Annotated in this window: 13 protein-coding genes; 6 read left to right on the top strand and 7 right to left on the bottom strand. The window is 72.5% G+C overall.

Annotated elements, in window-relative coordinates; translation table 11 throughout:
• Nucleotides 1-60: 60 nt before the first annotated feature.
• Nucleotides 61-1,695 (bottom strand): fucose isomerase, encoded by a 1,635-nt coding sequence (locus H0H10_RS24120; protein ID WP_188183184.1) that lies wholly within the window; start codon nt 1,693-1,695, stop codon nt 61-63.
• A gap of 196 nt (nt 1,696-1,891) precedes the next feature.
• Entirely contained in the window at nt 1,892-3,370 is a 1,479-nt protein-coding gene (locus H0H10_RS24115; RefSeq protein WP_188183183.1) for an FGGY-family carbohydrate kinase, read from the bottom strand.
• A gap of 321 nt (nt 3,371-3,691) precedes the next feature.
• Between H0H10_RS24115 and H0H10_RS24110 the strand changes: the two genes are divergently transcribed.
• From H0H10_RS24110 to H0H10_RS24095, 4 genes are all read left to right on the top strand, one after another.
• Nucleotides 3,692-4,738 (top strand): glycoside hydrolase family 172 protein, encoded by a 1,047-nt coding sequence (locus H0H10_RS24110; protein WP_309141882.1) that lies wholly within the window; start codon nt 3,692-3,694, stop codon nt 4,736-4,738.
• Nucleotides 4,739-4,910: 172 nt separating this feature from the next.
• A complete protein-coding gene (locus H0H10_RS24105) occupies nt 4,911-6,287 on the top strand; it encodes an ABC transporter substrate-binding protein (protein WP_188183181.1) in 1,377 nt (458 codons plus the stop codon).
• Entirely contained in the window at nt 6,284-7,249 is a 966-nt protein-coding gene (locus tag H0H10_RS24100; RefSeq protein WP_188183180.1) for a carbohydrate ABC transporter permease, read from the top strand. The genes H0H10_RS24105 and H0H10_RS24100 overlap by 4 nt, the downstream gene beginning before the upstream one ends.
• A complete protein-coding gene (locus tag H0H10_RS24095; RefSeq protein ID WP_188183179.1) occupies nt 7,239-8,099 on the top strand; it encodes a carbohydrate ABC transporter permease in 861 nt (286 codons plus the stop codon). The genes H0H10_RS24100 and H0H10_RS24095 overlap by 11 nt, the downstream gene beginning before the upstream one ends.
• A gap of 140 nt (nt 8,100-8,239) precedes the next feature.
• Here the strand turns inward: H0H10_RS24095 and H0H10_RS24090 are convergent, their stop codons facing one another.
• Nucleotides 8,240-9,268 carry a LacI family DNA-binding transcriptional regulator gene (locus H0H10_RS24090; protein WP_223180342.1) on the bottom strand — a complete coding sequence of 343 codons (1,029 nt, stop codon included), beginning with the start codon at nt 9,266-9,268 and terminating at the stop codon, nt 8,240-8,242.
• Between the two features lie 166 nt (nt 9,269-9,434).
• Between H0H10_RS24090 and H0H10_RS24085 the strand changes: the two genes are divergently transcribed.
• A complete protein-coding gene (locus H0H10_RS24085) occupies nt 9,435-9,809 on the top strand; it encodes a GvpU-like protein (RefSeq protein WP_188183178.1) in 375 nt (124 codons plus the stop codon).
• Here H0H10_RS24085 and H0H10_RS24080 read toward each other — a convergent pair.
• From H0H10_RS24080 to H0H10_RS24065, 4 genes are all read right to left on the bottom strand, one after another.
• Complete coding sequence (locus tag H0H10_RS24080) at nt 9,790-11,760, bottom strand: ATP-binding protein (RefSeq protein WP_188183177.1); 1,971 nt, start codon at nt 11,758-11,760, stop codon at nt 9,790-9,792. The genes H0H10_RS24085 and H0H10_RS24080 overlap by 20 nt on opposite strands.
• A 177-nt stretch (nt 11,761-11,937) precedes the next feature.
• Nucleotides 11,938-12,231 (bottom strand): hypothetical protein, encoded by a 294-nt coding sequence (locus H0H10_RS40180; protein ID WP_223180340.1) that lies wholly within the window; start codon nt 12,229-12,231, stop codon nt 11,938-11,940.
• A gap of 418 nt (nt 12,232-12,649) precedes the next feature.
• Nucleotides 12,650-12,874, bottom strand: a complete 225-nt coding sequence (locus tag H0H10_RS24070; RefSeq protein WP_188183176.1) for a hypothetical protein — start codon at nt 12,872-12,874, stop codon at nt 12,650-12,652.
• 128 nt (nt 12,875-13,002) lie between these two features.
• Nucleotides 13,003-13,206 (bottom strand): cold-shock protein, encoded by a 204-nt coding sequence (locus H0H10_RS24065; RefSeq protein WP_188183175.1) that lies wholly within the window; start codon nt 13,204-13,206, stop codon nt 13,003-13,005.
• Nucleotides 13,207-13,671: 465 nt separating this feature from the next.
• On the opposite strand from H0H10_RS24065, the gene H0H10_RS24060 reads away from it, so the two are divergent.
• A complete protein-coding gene (locus H0H10_RS24060) occupies nt 13,672-16,308 on the top strand; it encodes a SpoIIE family protein phosphatase (protein WP_188183174.1) in 2,637 nt (878 codons plus the stop codon).
• Nucleotides 16,309-16,324: the final 16 nt, after the last annotated feature.

The following is a 16,324-nucleotide window of genomic DNA, read 5'->3' as shown; positions in this document are numbered from 1 at the left end:
GGCCGCGGGCGCGCACACCGGTGGTGCGGCGCCCGCGGCCCGGTGCCGTCGCGGCGTCGGCTAGAGCTCGACGTCTCCGCACAGGTGCACCTCGACGCCCAGTTCCGCGAAGAGCGCGGCCTTGGCGCGCAGTGCCTTGTCGGCGGTCGCCGCGTCGGGGGCGTAGGCCACGTTGAGGTGGTTGGCGCGGTGGCGGGCCATGAACTGGTCACGGGTGACGCCGTGCAGCACGGCGTGCATGATCGGCCACTGGTGGTTGGTGGCCTCCAGCCTGCGGCGGGTCTCCTCCTCGGGCAGTTCCACCGAGGTGGCGCGACCGAGGTCGACGTGCAGCCGGCCGTCCATCAGGAACACCCGTGACCACACGATCTCGCCCGGCTTGGACACACCGCTGAGCGTGCCGCCGCCGAGGGGGAAGAACATCGGCGGCTGGCGCATGCTGTACGACTTGTGGTAACCGCCGTTGTGGGAGGCGGGCACCGAGCCGGAGATCTCGAAGACCCACACGAACCGGCCGTCGTACTCCTCGCCCCAGCGGATGTCGTGCAGCGTGGTGGCCGGGTCGAGGCCCATCGCGGTCCAGATCCGGTTGGTGACGAGGGAGTCGACGGCGACGCCCTCGTCCACCTCGTTGAAGTGCGGCAGGGGCGCGCCGGGGTAGAGCTCGCGGGCGCCGTCGCGGCTGAACACCGGCGGACGCTGGACGTTGTTGAGCAGGCCCTCGGCGAGGTCGCTCGCCGGGACGGTGTCCTTCAGGCCCTGCTGGTACTGGATGCCGACCGCGTCGAGCCCGAAGTCGTCGGAGATGCGCAGCGCGGCGATGTACATCTTGAACTGGCTGAGCAGCTGGGCGTCGGTGAGTTCGGTGGCCTCGTCGGTGCCGGTGTGGAAGGTCATGCCGGCGTGGTCGAGCCAGGCGCGGACCGCCTGGGCCTCCTCGTCGGAGACCTTGTTCATCTCGGCGACCAGCGCGCTCTGGGAGAGGCGTTCCTTGTAGATGCCGAGGGGGTTGAGGAGTTCGTCGTCGATGATGGCGTTGTACATGCCCATGCAGCCCTCGTCGAAGACGCCGATGATCGCCTTCTCCTCGCGCAGCTGCCGGGCGAGGGCGACGCCGAGTTCGGTCTCGGGGTCCTCGGGCAGCGGCGGCAGGGGGCGGACGTGACTGGTGTCGTGGGTGAGCGTGCCCGTCTCCAGCCAGGTGCGCAGTCCGTCGCGGGCCCAGTCGTCGGTGAAGTCGGCGCTCCACAGGACGGAGTAGTCGCGTCCGGCCTTCGTCAGGCTGCCGGCGAGGTTCAGCAGACCGACCAGGCCGGGGAATTCGCCGCTCCAGTTGGCCACCACCAGGATCGGGCCCTCGTGGCTGCGCAGGCCGGCCAGGACGTGGTGGCTGTACTGCCAGACGGCCTCGACGACGATCAGCGGGGCTTTCCGGGGGATGTTCTTGAAGACCTCGACACCGGCGCGCTGGCTGTCGATGAACCCGTGGCCCTTGGCGTCGTCGACCGGGTGGCCGCGGCGGATGCGCCATCCCAGGTCCGTGACGGCGGCCGCGAGGTCGCTCTCCAGCTTCTCCTGGGTGGGCCAGCAGGTGACGTTGGCGGCGGGGCGCAGGTCGCCGCTGGCCACGGTGTAGACGGTGTTCGGCTCGGCGGCGGGCGGCTGGTGGGGTGCGGGCAGGGCGTAGCTGGTCATGCGGTCTCCGTTGGTTGTGCGTGCGGCCCGTGGTGGGGCCGGCGGGGGTCGGGCAGAGTCGGTCGCCGCGCGGCGGCCGTGGCCGGCCTGCCGTCGGTGCGGGTGGCCCGGCGGTGCGGCGGACGGCGGTGGCGTCGGCGAGTGGGGCGGGCGGCCCGTGCGGGACGCGGGAGTGGCCGGCCGGGGCGTTCGGCGGTCAGCGTTCCTGCATGCCGGCCAGGGTGTGGACGAGGTCGGAGGTGGCCGGGTACAGCCGCCGGTACAGGGCGTACAGCTCGTCGTAGCGTGCGGTGTGCGCGGCGTGGGGCGTCACCGTCTCCCGTACCGGGTTCCAGTCGTCGACGGAGGCGTCCCCGACGAGTTGCGCGGCCAGCAGCGCGCCGCCGTAGCTGGCGCCGATGGTGGTGGTGCGCAGCTCCTGCGGACGGCCGGTGACGTCGGAGACGATCTGCGTCCACAGCGAGCCCTGGGTGCCGCCGCCGACGGCGACGACGCGGCGGATGTCGCCGCCGGCCGCCTCGATGACCTCGATGTTGTGGCGGACGCCGAAGGCGGTGGCCTCCAGTGCGGCCCGGTACAGGTCACCGCGGGTGTGGGAGAGGGTGAGCCCGGCGATCACTCCGCGGGCGTCGGGGTCCATGACCGGGGTGCGTTCCCCGGAGAAGTACGGCAGCATCAGCAGGCCGTTGGCTCCGGGCCCCGACTTTGCCGCGAGGCGGGTGAGGCCGGCGTGGTCCCCGTCGGCGAACAGGTCGCGCAGCCAGTTGGTGACCGCGCCGGAGGTGGCCATGCCGCCGGCCAGGTTGCGGGTGCCGGGCAGCGCGCCGACCGTGCCCCACAGGGACGGGCTGGTCAGCGGCTCGGGGACCGTGTGGACGAGGAACATCGTGGTGCCGTACATGAGCATCAGGTCACCGGTGTGCTGCGCGCCCACGCTCAGTGCCTCGGCCCAGGCGTCGATGGTGCCGGTGGTGACGGGGATGCCCGCGGGCAGGCCGGTCTCCCGGGCGGCCTCGGCCGTGACGGTGCCGGCCGCCTCGCCGGACCAGCGCAGGGGCGGCAGGTCGATGCCCGGGGCGACCTCGGCGGCCCAGGGGGCGTACCACTGGCAGGTGTGCGTGTCGTACAGCGGCGTGCACTGGCTGGCCGAGTGGTGGTCCAGGACGTAGGCGCCCGTGAGTCGTGCGACCAGCCATGAGCTGGGCATGTACAGGCGGCGGGCGCGGGCGTAGAGCTCGGGCTCCTCCTCGGCGATCCAGGCGATCTTGGGCCCGGCGGCCTGGGTGGTGAGGGCGGAGCCGCCGCGGCGGACGATCTCCCCGGCGCCGAGACGGGTCTCGATCCGCTCGATCTGGCGGACCGAGCGGGTGTCCACGCCGTAGAGGATCGCGGGCCGCACCGGGGTGTCGTGCTCATCGGTGAGCAGGACGCAGGGCCCCATGCCGCTGACGCCCACGGCGATCACGGTGGCGTCCCCCGGGGCGGTCAGCTCCCGGGCGATTTCGGTGAACTCCCGCCACCACACGGCGGCGTCCATCTCGAAGCGGCCGGGACCCGGCCTTGCGGGGGTGTGCTCCCGTACGGCCGAGCGGATCAGGGTGCCGTCGAGGCCGACGAGCACGCCTTTGCTGCTCGATGTGCCGATGTCCACACCGATGACTGCGTTGCGAGGCATGGCGAGCACGCTCGCAGAAATCGATTTCAGCGTCAAGGGCGCACACAGGAGCTGCCGTTCATCCAGAGGAACACCACGTCAGACGGATGCTTCAGAGCGCCGCACGATGGACACATCTCACCTCTTGACACCCCCTGGAGGCCCCTCTACGTTTCGGTGAAATGGATTTCACAGACGTTGCGCCGGCATGACGACGGCACCACGTCTCCCCCGCGCCACGACGCCCCCACCGGGCTCGCGGCGCGCTCCGTACTCCACCCACGAGGGCAAGACACGATGACGACCTTTGGACTCGACGGCATCTCCCGCAGGACGCGTGCCGTGAGCCGTTCCATCAGCGCCGAGAACTTCACCGGCGCCAAGTCCGGCGGCGGCCGCGCCACGGAGGGCACCGGAGCGGTGGCCGCGAGCCGGCTGGGGCCGGGCTGGAAGATCTCCCCCAGCATCGACATCCCCGCCGGGGAGACGGCGGTGCTCGCCGACATCGAGGGCCCCGGCACGATCCGCCACCTGTGGTGCACCACCGACCCGCACACGGCCTGGCGGGGCACCCTGCTGCGGATGTACTGGGAGGGCGAGGAGGACCCGGCCGTCGAGGTCCCGCTCGGCGACTTCTTCTGCAACGGCTGGAACACCTTCAGCCAGGTCTCGTCCGTGCCCGTCGCCGCGAACCCCAACGGCGGCTTCAACGCCTACTGGCCGATGCCGTTCCGCCGCAAGGCGCGCATCACCCTGGAGAACCTGACCGCCGAGAAGGTCACCCTCTACTACCAGGTGGACTACGAGCTGGACGAGGTCGGCGAGGACGCCTCCTACTTCCACGCCCAGTGGCGGCGCAGCCACCCGGTGCCGTTCGGCGAGGTGCACACCCTGCTCGACGGCGTCACCGGCGCCGGCAGCTACGTCGGCACGTACATGGCGTGGGGCGTCAACAGCCCCGGCTGGTGGGGCGAGGGCGAGCTCAAGTTCTACCTCGACGGCGACGACGAGTTCCCGACGATCTGCGGCACCGGCACCGAGGACTACTTCGGCGGCGCCTGGAACTTCGACGTCCCCGGCCAGGGCTACACCGCCTACACGACCCCGTACCTGGGCCTGAACCAGATCCTGCGCCCGGACGGGCTGTACCGCAGCCAGCAGCGGTTCGGCATGTACCGCTGGCACATCCTGGACCCGATCCGCTTCTCCCAGGACCTCCGCGTCACCGTGCAGAGCCTCGGCATCGGTCCCGGCCAGGGCAACGGACTGCCGCACCGCTACCGGCACACCAGCGACGACATCGCCAGCACCTCGCTCTTCTACCTGGACGCCCCTAGCTCCGCGTCCCGTCCGGCCACGCCGGACCTGCTCACGCTCGAAGTCGACTGACCGCCGCACGACCGGTCGTCCCCGGGCAACCGCGCGTCTCGGCACGCCCGGTCGCCCAGGATCCGTCCGCCGGGTGACGAGGGCGGCCCCGTCACGAGGCCGCCGCACCCCGGGCCCGCCCCCCAGGATCCGCACTCCCCAAGCCCCATCCCACTCCGACAGGAGCGCACGCATGCTCCAGCACGGCAACGACGCCGGGCACCCGGCTCACTCCTCCGGCACCTCGCGCCGCCGATTCCTCACCGCGATGGCGGGCGGTGGCGCGGCCGTGGCGGCCCCGGCCCTGCTCACCGGTTGCGGCTCGGCCCAGGCGAAGGGGGGCAACCTCCAGTTCTGGAACTTCTACGGCCCCCAGCGCTCGCCCGACCCGGCGATCAACGCGCAGTCCAAGTGGTTCACCGACATGGTCGACAGGTGGAACGCCACCCACTCGACCAAGATCGACCTCGTCTACCTGCCCCAGCCCACCTACCTCAACGGCTTCAAACTGCCGTCCGCCTTCGCCACCGGCGAGGGCCCCGACATCTTCCTGTGCTCCCCCGGCGACTTCCTGCGCTACTACAACGGCGGCGTCCTCGCCGACCTGACCCCGCACATGGAGAAGGCGGCCGTCGACGACTTCGGCTCCACGCTCGACAGCCGCAAGGTCGACGGCAAGGTCTACGCCCTCCCCATGGAGGTCGAGCCGCTGGCCATGTTCTACGCCCAGGACGTCTGGGAGAAGGCCGGCCTGTCCGAGGCCGACATCCCCACCACCTGGGACCAGATGCTCGACGTCGGCGACAAGCTGCGCACCAAGACGCGGGCCGGTCTCGTCTTCGAGACCAACCCCGGCTACTACCAGAACTTCACCTGGTACCCGTGGATGTGGCAGGGCGGCGGCGACGTCCTGGACGAGCGGGGCGAGGTCGCCTTCGACTCCAGGGCCACCCGCCAGGCCCTGGCGCTGTGGCAGGACGCCGTGCACCACGGCATCGCCCCGCGCACCGTCCCCGCGGCGGGCGACGTGATCGGCGGCTTCAAGGGCGGCAACGTCGCCCTGTGGCAGCAGGGCATCTGGAACGTCTCCAGCTTCAAGGCGTTCGCGCCCGACTTCCCGTACGGGGTCTTCAGGCTGCCCGTGCCCCCGGGCGGCAAGTACGTCACCGCACTGGGCGGCTGGTCCTTCTGCGCCAACGCGCAGGGCCGCAACCCGGAGGCGGCGGCCGAGTTCTGCGTCTGGGCGCTCGGTTCCATGAAGGACGAATCCATCGACCGGATGGTCGACTGGTGCGTCGGCGCCAAGTCCGACGTGGCGCCCCGGGACACCGCCCTGGAGCGGGGCGCCGCCAAGGGCGGCTACGACTCCGAGGTGATGAGGAAGTTCAAGGACGAGATCTTCCCGGGCGGCCGCGCGGAGCCCCGTTATCCGCCGGTCGTCTACAAGGCGATCTCCGACGCCATCCAGGGCACGATGCTCGCCGGCCGCGGCGTGGACGGCGAGACCGAGCGGGCCGCCCGGTCCATCTCGGCCTACACGAAGAGCTACAAGGGGGCGAGTCTGGTATGAGCAGCGTCGCCGCACAGGAGCAGCGCCGGGCCACCGCGGCCCCGGCGCGGGCATCCGCCGCGTCCAAGGGTCCGAGGCTCAGCCGCAAGCACCGCGAGTGGCTGGCCGCCGGCCTGTTCCTCGCCCCCGACGTGCTCGGGCTGCTGGTCTTCGTCGCGATCCCGATGGTCCTGTCCATCGTGCTGAGCTTCTTCCAGGTCAGCGGCTTCGGCTCCTACGAGTGGATCGGGCTCGGCAACTACCGGCGGATGATGGACGACCCGCTGTTCTGGGACTCCATGAAGATCACCGGCCTCTACGTCGTGGTCCTCGTCCCCGTCCTGTTCTGCGTGAGCCTCGCCCTGGGCCTGCTGGTCAAGCAGAAGCTGCCCGGCATGGGGATCTACCGCACCGCGCTCTTCCTGCCGTACGTCATCAGCCTCGTGGTGGTCGGCGTGCTGTGGAAGTTCCTGCTCGACGAGCAGACCGGAGCGGTCAACCGGGCCATGCGGGCGGCCGGGTTCGACGGCGAGTCCTGGCTCGGCAGCCCGTCGCTGGCCCTCGGCTGCGTCATCGCCGTCATGGTGTGGGTGATGATGGGCTACTACATGATCATCTTCCTGGCGGGGCTCCAGGAGATCCCCAAGGAGTTCTACGAGGCCGCGAAGCTCGACGGCGCCGGGCCCTGGACCGCCTTCCGCACCATCACCTGGCCGCTGCTGCGCCCCACCAGCTTCTTCGTCCTGCTGATGTCGACGGTCGCCGCCATCACCGGCGGCCTCGACCTGATCTTCGTCCTGACCAACGGCGGTCCCGCCAACGGCACTTCGCTGGCGATCTTCTACATCTACCAGCAGGCCTTCGGATTCGGGGAGTACGGCTATGCGTCGGCCATGGGCTCGTTCCTGGTGCTGATCATGGTCCTCATCTCCGCGGTGATCTTCAAGTTCACGAGAGGCGGGAGGTTCGACGATGGCGAGTGACACCCTGGCGACCCGGGCCGGCGCCGCGGCCGGCCGGCGCCGGACGCTCTCTTCGCGCGCCTGGCTGACGATTCTGGCCGTCGTCGTGTCGGTGATCAGCGTCCTGCCGGTGCTGTGGATGGTGACGTCGTCCTTCAAGACGCGCGCCACCGTCACCGACGGCAACCTGATCCCGCGTGAATTCACCTTCGACAACTTCGTCTACGTCTTCACGGAGGTGCCCTTCGGGCGCTATCTGTGGAACAGCTTCCTGATCTCCGCGGTCATCACCGTGGCGGCGCTGTTCTTCCACTCGATGGCCGCCTACGCGCTGGCCCGGCTGAGGTTCCCGGGCCGCGAGAAGCTCTTCGGGGCGATCTTCGCGACCCTCCTGGTGACCGCGCCCGTGGTGCTGATCCCGCTGTTCCTGGTCGCGCGCGAGCTGAACCTGCTCGACAGCTACGCCGGCCTGATCATTCCGGCGATCTTCAACGCCTTCGGCATCTTCCTGCTGCGCCAGTTCTACCTGGGGCTGCCCAAGGAGCTGGAGGAGGCGGCGGTCATCGACGGCTGCGGCCACTGGCGGGTCTACTGGAACATCGTCCTGCCGATGTCCCGGCCCATCCTCTCGGCGCTGGCGATCTTCTTCTTCCTCGCCAACTGGAACGCCTTCGTCTGGCCGCTGGTCGCCACCAACGACCAGGACCTGACGGTGGTTCAGCTCGGCATCGCCTCGTTCCAGACGCAGTACACCTCCAACTGGAACTACATCCTGGCGGCGGCGACGGTGGCCGCGCTGCCCATGCTGATCCTGTTCTTCGTCTTCCAGCGGCAGATCGTGGAGTCCGTCAAGACCTCCGGCCTGAAGTAGCCCGCACCGGGCGCGGCACACACGGGTGTGGCCCGCTACCGGCCGATCGGCCGGTAGCGGGCCACACCCGTGCCGCGAAGACGGCGGACGGACGGAAGGACGCCTCCGGCGCAGCGCCGGAGGCGTCCTTCCCGCTGTGCTCAGGCCCCTCGGGCCGCGGCCGGTCCGCCGGTGCTCTCGCGGACCTGGAGCGTGGTGCGCAGGACCACCGTCTGCAGCGGCGCGGCACCGCCGTCCATGCGCTGCAGCAGCAGCTCGGCCGCGGTGCGCCCCAGTTCGTACGAGGGCAGCTCGACGGCCGACAGCGAGGGCCGCACCAGCGACGCCCAGGGGACGTCGCCGAAGGAGAGCACACCGACGTCGGGCGGTGTGCGGCCGGCCTCGCGCAGGGCGTCCAGGACGCCGATGGTCATGAGGTTGTTGGCGACGAAGACCGCGTCGGGGGGCTCGGGCAGCGACAGCAGTTCACGCATCGCCGCCCGGCCGCCCTCGACCCGGAAGTCGGCGTGCCGTACGTAGGAGTCGTCCGAGGCTCCGGCGCCCTTGGCGGCGGTCAGCGCGGCGCGGTAGCCGGCCAGCCGCTCCTCGGACGTCGAGGCGCCCTCGGGTCCGGTGACGCAGGCGATCCTGCGGTAGCCGGCCTGGAGGAGATGACGGGTGGCCACCTCGCCGCCGTGGTGGTCGTCGACCCTGACCGCGTCCACCTCGGCGTCCCGTGGCCGGCGGTCGACGGCCACCACGGGCACGCCGCGGGCGGTCAGGGGTCCCAGGTCCGTCTCGTCCCGGGAGGCCGCCGCCACGATCACGCCGGCCATCTGCTCCCCGAGGGCGACCTCCAGGTAGCGCCGCTCCTTCTCGGTGTCCTCGTCGGAGTTGCACAGCACGACCGAAAGGCTGGTGCGCTGTGCGGCGTCCTCGACACCGCGGGCGAGCGAGGTGAAGAAAGGATTCTCGATGTCCGGGATGATCAGCGCGATCACACTGGACCGCTGCTTGCGCAGCGACCGCGCCACGCGGTTGGGCGCGAACCCGAGAGCCGCCGCGGCCCGTTGCACGGACTGGGCCCGCGCCGGTGTGACATTGCCGCCGTTGAAGACGCGTGAGACGGTCGCCGGGGATACCCCGGCTGCTCGCGCCACGTCCTGGATGGTCACCACCTGCGCCCGCATCCTTTCACCGTGTGTGAGGCCACCCTACCCTGCCGCTGAAAAGGATTTCACCCCTGAATTGCAAGGTGGTCACCTTGATCGCGGTGCACCGGGGGCCGCCGTTGCGGCCGGATCCGGTATGCGTGCCGCTCGGCGGCGGGCGGGCGGCTGCATAGAATCCGCTGTCATGCCGAACACTGACGAGCTTCTCGTCGCCATCTCCGCCATGGTGGAGTCCGAGCCGAGCAATCAGATGTCGCTGACCGTGGTCGCCGGCGGTGCGGTCATCACCGGCCGACTGGCCCCGGAGGCCATGTGGAGGGAGCGCGTGTCGGAGGTCCTGCGGAGCTCCGACAGCCTCGGTCCGTTCGCCGGCGTCTTCGCCGTCGACGGGCGAGAGGACCGGCCTGACGGCGGCGCCGAGCCCACCCATCTGCACTTCCACCTGGCCCGGATTCTGCAGGGCAGCATCGGAATGCCGGAGACGGGGGGAATGTACCGGGTCGCGATCAAGGACGTGAGCGCCTGGACCGTCGGCGACCTCAGCTACTCGGACCAGTGAGCCGCGCCGCCGCGTCGGGCACGCGCCCGGCCCGGGGCGGCGGCACGTAGGGAAGGCGCCGCCGGCCCGGGGATCCGGACTCGATGTCCGCGATCAGCTGCCGCAGCGCGGCGCAGACGTGCGGGGCGGGAAGCTCGGGGTCCAGCGCGGCCAGCGTGCGCCGGGCCCGCTGCCGGGCCCGGCCGCTGTGACCGCTGCGGTGGTCGGCGTACGCGCCGGCGCAGCGGGCGACCGCCGTCGCCCAGGCGTCGTCCCGGACGCCTGGCACGGTGAGGGCGCGCCGGGCGCTGCGCTGCGCGCGGTGAGGGGCGAAACCCGCCTGGGCCACGGCCTGCGCGGCGCGGCTGACGGCGGCGGAGGGGCCGCCGGGAGCGTACGGCGGGATGATGTCCGCCGCGTGCCGGAAGTGCTCGGCCGCGGCCCGCTCGTCGTGCCGGTGCAGCGCGAGCAGTCCCTCGACGTGGGCGAGGCGTCCGATCACCGCGTCGTCCCCGGCGAGGACGGCGCTCGGCCAGGCCCGGCCCAGCAGCACCTCCGCGGCCTGCGGATCGCTGTGCGCCGTGAGCCACGCCGCCAGCCACAGTCCGCGCATGTTCAGCGCGCTGCCGGCGTCGCACACCGGCAGCAGCCGCGTCAGGTGGTCGCGGCCCTCCGCGGCGTTGTCGTACACGCCCCACCAGAACCACAGGTTCACCACTGTCTCCAGGGCCGTTCCGGCGTGGTCGGGCTGGGTGCGGGCGTGCCGCAGCATGGCCGTCAGGTCGTCCCGCTCGTTCTGGAGGAGCCGTACGGCCTGCCGTTGGCCCCCCGTGGACCAGAGGTTCGCGGCGACGGCGGCCACCCGGCGGCAGTGGCCGAGGCGCCGCTCGGCGGCCACCGGGAACTCCCCCGCCTCCCTCAGCCGCGCGGAGCCGAACTCGCGCACGGCACGCATCATCCGGTAGCGGGGCGGGCGCACCCCGCCCGGGTCGCCCACCGGCTCCAGGACGCCCCGCGCGGCCAGCCGGGCCAGGCATCCCGGTACGTCGTGGGGCTCCACGCCACCGCCCGCGCACAGGTACACGGCCGTGGACTCCGCGAAGGAACCGGCGAAGATGCTGACCCGGGCCCACACCACACGCTCGGCCCGCTCGCACAGTACGTAGCCGGCGCCGACGGCGTCGCGGAGCGAGCGGTGCCGCCGCAGCCCCGAGTGACGGCCGGTCAGCCAGCTCTGGTGGTGCTCGAGCTTCGCGGCGAGTTCCCGCACGGAGTGACGGGCCAGCTGACCGGCGGCCAGCTCGATCGCCAGGGGCACTCCTTCCAGCGTCCGGCACATGTCCTCGACGGCCGCCAGGTCGGCGCCCGCCGCGCGGAACCCGGCCACCACCGCACGCGCCCGCCGCTCGAACAGCTCCACGGCCGCGGGCAGGCCGTCCGCGCCGTCCGGTGTCTCGACGCTCAACGGGCCGAGGGCCAGCACGTGTTCGTCCCCGAGGCCGAGGCAGTGCCGTGACGTCACCAGTACGCGCAGCGTGGGAGCGGCCATCAGCAGGTGCTGCACCAGGCCCATGCATTCGGCGTGGACCGGGTCGACGTCGTCCAGGAAGAGCAGCGTCGGCTCCGCGGGCAGGCTGCGCACCACGGCGCCGGCGTCCGCCGTGTGCCGGTCGGGCCGCACCCCGGTCAGCGCCCCGACGGCCGCGGCGCCGAGCGCACCGGGAGCACCCTGTCCCCTGCCCTGCCAGCGGACGGTGACGACCCGCCGCCACGGGCCCTGCGTCATCGTGTCCGTGACCGCTGAGGCCAGGCGGCTCTTGCCCACCCCCGCACAGCCCGAGACCGTCACCAGCCGGTGCCCGGCGAGAAGAGCACGCAGTTCCGTCTGTTCCCGCGCCCGGCCCACCAGTCCCGCGGGCTCCCGGCCCCTGGCCTCGTTCAGCACGCTGACCCCGCCGACGTACGACCACACAGCACGACTCCCGTAGCGTTCGCTGTTGCCCGCCCGGGACCGCCCGGCGGTCCCGCGATGCAGAACCGTCACTGCCGCCCCGCCACGGGTACCCCAACGCCATATCGGGGCGCCGGGTGGCGCCCGCGCGCCCCGGACCACACGCGGCGACGACGGCTCGAACGTGCGTCCGCACGGCTAGCCCGACACGATGCGGAGGAGCGCCGTGCCGTCCTCCCCGGCCACGGCCCGGATCACCACGGAGCCGGGCTCCGCGCTCGGCCCGGCACCGACCGGACCGCCGCACGAGTTGCCGCCGCCGTTGACGCGCAGGACCGTGACGCATCCTTGGCCCGGGCCGCTCGCCCCGGCTTGGGACCGGTTGCTGCCCGACGTCACGGTGTACGCCACGCGGTTCGGACCGACCTCGGTCACGGACAGGGTCGCCGGGCCGCCGGGGCCCGGGAAACGGATCGTGACCGGATCGGTCACCGCCCACCTCGCAGGTGCCGTCCGCGCAGGCGCCGACGTCCCGCCCGTCCGCGGCCGCCGGAGCGGAGGGCCGCGCCGGCGCGGTGCGACCGCCGGCAGAAGAGTCCGGGGGCTGCGTGGACCGGGACCGCGGCGCCCGCTCCCCGCCCGGGGGCTCGTCACCGCCGTGGTCCTCGGGGCCGCCGCAGCCGACCGCCGTCACGGCGGTCAGGACCGCCAGCAGGAGTCCGGTCCCCGGCCACCGCCCGTACGCCGCCCCGCGTGTTCCGCGTGCGCCATGCGCCCTGTGTGCCGATGTGGTGGCGGCCATGTTGCTCCCGTGCCCGGCGTGCCCGCTCCGGCGTTCGGCGGCAAGTCTTCCCCCGTGACGTGGCCGGCACTCCCCCGCCGGCGCGGGCCGGGGCTCCGTGCCGTCCGGTCAGAACAGCCGTTCCTGGCCGGCGGACGAGGTCCGGCGCCGCCGGGCGCGGTGGGAACCGCCGCGTGCGGGTGCCGTGTCGCCGAACAGCGGTGCCGTGCCGCACTCGTCGGGCTCGGCCGGAACGGCGACCGGTCCGGTGCCCACGTTCAGCCTCAGCGGAGCGTCCCGGTCGAAGTCCCCCGGCGTCATCGCCGCCCAGTCCCGGTCCTGACGCTCACCCAAGCACCGACACCTCTCTCGTGTCGCCCGGACTCGGCCGGGCCCCTGCCGTCCGCACACCGTTGCGCCACCCGCGTACGGTGCCCCGGGAGCGGGCGCTCCCGGGGCACCGTACGGGTGGCGACGACGGGTCAGACGGGGTTGATGTTCTCCGCCTGCGGGCCCTTCTGGCCCTGGGTGATGTCGAACGTCACGGCCTGGCCCTCGTGCAGCTCACGGTAGCCGGTGGCGTTGATGTTCGAGTAGTGCGCGAAGACGTCGGGACCGCCGCCGTCCTGCGCGATGAATCCGAAGCCCTTCTCGGAGTTGAACCACTTGACGGTTCCGCTGGCCATGCCGGTGCCTCTCTCGGGTCGATGACGGGTCCGCACCGCGCGGACCCGGAGGTGATCGTCCTGGTCCTCAGGCACTGCACAGCAGACTGCCCGCACCACGGCGCGGGCAGGTACGGCGAACCACGACATCTGCCGGTGACGCTACACGGCGAAGGTGCCCGCCACCAGTGAGTAAGGGCCGTTGGACGGACCGGTGTTGCGGACGGACGGCTCCCGGGCGCCGTCGGACGCCCGCCGCGTGCCCCGCCGCACCGGCGGTGCCGCCGGACGGACATGGTGCGGCCCCGCGTACGGGGGAGAACGCGGGGCCACGCGAGCAAGCTACCGAAGTACGCCCCCGTCCACCAGACCCGCGGCCCCGTGCCCGCGGACCCTCACCCGGCCGGCGGACAGCCGTACCGCCCCTGCCGGGCGCGGGCGGACGGCGGGCTGCGCGGCGGGCCGTGCAGGGCACACACTGGGGGCATGGGACACCCAGTTCGGCCGGAGGCGGCGGCACGGCGTTTCCCGGGGAGCCCGCGGAGCGCGGGGTCGGCCAGGCGGTTCGTGGGCGACGCGCTGGGCGGCGTCGCCGCCGACCTGGTCGACACCGCTCAGCTCCTGGTCAGCGAGCTGGTCACCAACGCCGTGCTGCACGCGCGCACCGACGTGGACGTCGGGGTCTCCGTGTGCGGCGGCCGGGTGCGCGTGAGCGTCGGTGACCGCCGGCCGGGCCGCGGCCCGGTGCCGCACGCCTGCCCGCCCTACTCCGGGACGGGACAGGGACTGGCCCTGCTGGCGGACCTGGCGTCCCGGTACGGGGTCGACGTCGGCGACGAGCACAAGACGGTGTGGTTCGAGCTGTGGTCCGACGGTCCGCCGCCGCCGTCACCCGGGTGGCGGACCGCCGTGCCGCCGTGCCGCTCCGGGAAGACGGTCACGCTCGTCGACGTGCCGAGGGCCCTGTACGCGGCGAGCCAGCAGCACCGCCACGCCCTGCTGCGGGAACTGACGCTCGCGGCGGCGGCCGGAGGCCCGCAGGTGGTGTCCCCCGGGGACCTCACCGTCGCCGTCGACACCAACAACGTGATCAGCGCCTGCATGACCGCCGCGTTGGAGCAGCCGGTCCCCGACCCCGACCTCCGCTCCGTACGCCTGCGGCTGCCGGGTGACGCGGCCGGCGCGGTCCGCACCCTGCGCCAGGTGCTCGACCTGGCCGAGGACAGCGCGCGGGAGGAACGCCTCCTCACCCTGCCGGTCCTGCCGCGCGGCCGTGCCTTCCAGGACTGGCTGTTCGACGAGATCACCGAACAGCTCGCCGGGGGCACTCCCAGCGCGTGGACCGTGGTGCCGCGCGAGCCCGAGGTCAGCGCCTCGGACCTCGTGCCGTGGGACACCGACCAGGTGAAGGCCGGCCGGGTCCCGACCATCGCCGCCGACGAGGGCAACCGGATCATCGCGGCGAACGGACCGGCGGCGGAGCTGCTCGGCTGGGATCCGGACGATCTCGTCGGACGCAAGCTCACCACGCTCATCCCCGAGCACCTGCGGCAACGGCACACCGCGGCGTTCGGCTCCATGCTGCTCACCGGCCGCACCCGCATCGTGGGCCGCTCGGTGCCGCTTCCGGCGCTGCACCGTGACGGCCGGGTGGTCCCGGTCCGCCTGTACATCCAGATCCAGGAGACGTCCGACGGCCGTCCCGTCTTCGTCGCCCAGCTCACGCCCCGGGCGAGCACGTCCATCGACACGCCGAGGACTCCCGACAGGAACCGGCAGGCGGTGGTCCCCGAACCCGACGAGGTCCGCAGGCAGGCCCCCTCCGGTCACGGTGCGGGAACCGGCGAGGGCGACGGCGGCATGTCGACGCTGGACCGGCTCTCCCTCCTGGCCGACATCGGTGCCGAGCTGAACAACACCATGGACCTGGACGAGGGACTGCAGAGCGTCGGCCGGCTCCTCACACGGCGGCTGGCCGACTGGTGCGTGGTGGACCTGCTCACCGGGCACACCCAGGTCGACCGGGTCTGCGTCGTGCACCGGGACCCCCGGGGACTGCGTACCGCCGCGTACGAGGGCAGGCTCCCGCCGGTCTCCGAGACCTCGCGGGGCCCGCTGGCCCGTGCCCTGCGCGGCGCCGGACCACTGCTGCTCGGCGGTGTTCCGCCGCCCGGGCAGGCCGAGAGCGCGCTGGACCGGGACTACCTCGAACTGTTCCGGAAGCTCGGGGCCGGCAGTGCCGTCGTCGCCCCGCTGAGGGCCCGCCGGGAGATCTTCGGTGCCCTGACCGTGACACGTACGGCCGGAGGACCGCCGTTCACCGAGGAGGACCTGTCCCTGGTCGACGACCTCGTCCACAGCATCGCCCTGGGGGTGGACAACGTCCGTCTGTACCAGGACACCCGCAACATCGCCGAGCAGCTCCAGCTCTCCCTGCTGCCCGCGCTGCCGGACGTCGAGAACCTGCAGCTGGCCGCCCGGTACGCGGCCTCCTCCACCACCGCGCAGGTCGGCGGGGACTGGTACGACAGTTTCGTCGTGCCCAGCGGCGACACCGCGGTGGTCATCGGCGACGTCACGGGACACAACCTGGACGCGGCCATCGCCATGAGCCAGCTGCGCAGCATGCTGCGCGGGATCGCCGTGGACCGCCAGGAGCCCCCCGGCGAGGTGCTGCACCGCCTGGACCTGGCGAACCACAGCCTCTACCGGGAGGCCACCGCCACCTGCATCTACGGCGTCGTCAAGGGTCCCCCGGACGGCCCCTGGGAGCTGCGGCACTCCTCCGCCGGTCATCTGCCGCCGCTGCTGACCACCTGGGAGGGCGACACCCGGTACCTCGAGGAGGGCGCCGGCCTGCTCCTCGGCATGGACACCGACGTGCCCCGCCGCACGGGGTGCAACCTGCTGCCGCCGCACTCGACCCTGCTGCTGTACACGGACGGTCTCGTCGAGCGCCGCGACGAATCCCTCGACGACGCCCTGGACCGGCTGCGCCGGCACGCCGCGGCCCTGGCCCGCGAACCGCTCGACACGTTCTGCGACGAGCTGCTGATCGGTCTGGGGGCCGACAGCGCCGACGACATCGCCGTCCTCGCCATCCGGCCCGCACCGCCGCCCTGACCCGGTACGGCGGCCG

The organism is Streptomyces griseicoloratus (assembly GCF_014534645.1).
GTDB lineage: Bacteria > Actinomycetota > Actinomycetes > Streptomycetales > Streptomycetaceae > Streptomyces > Streptomyces griseicoloratus.
This window is presented reverse-complemented; position numbering and strand designations above follow the sequence as displayed.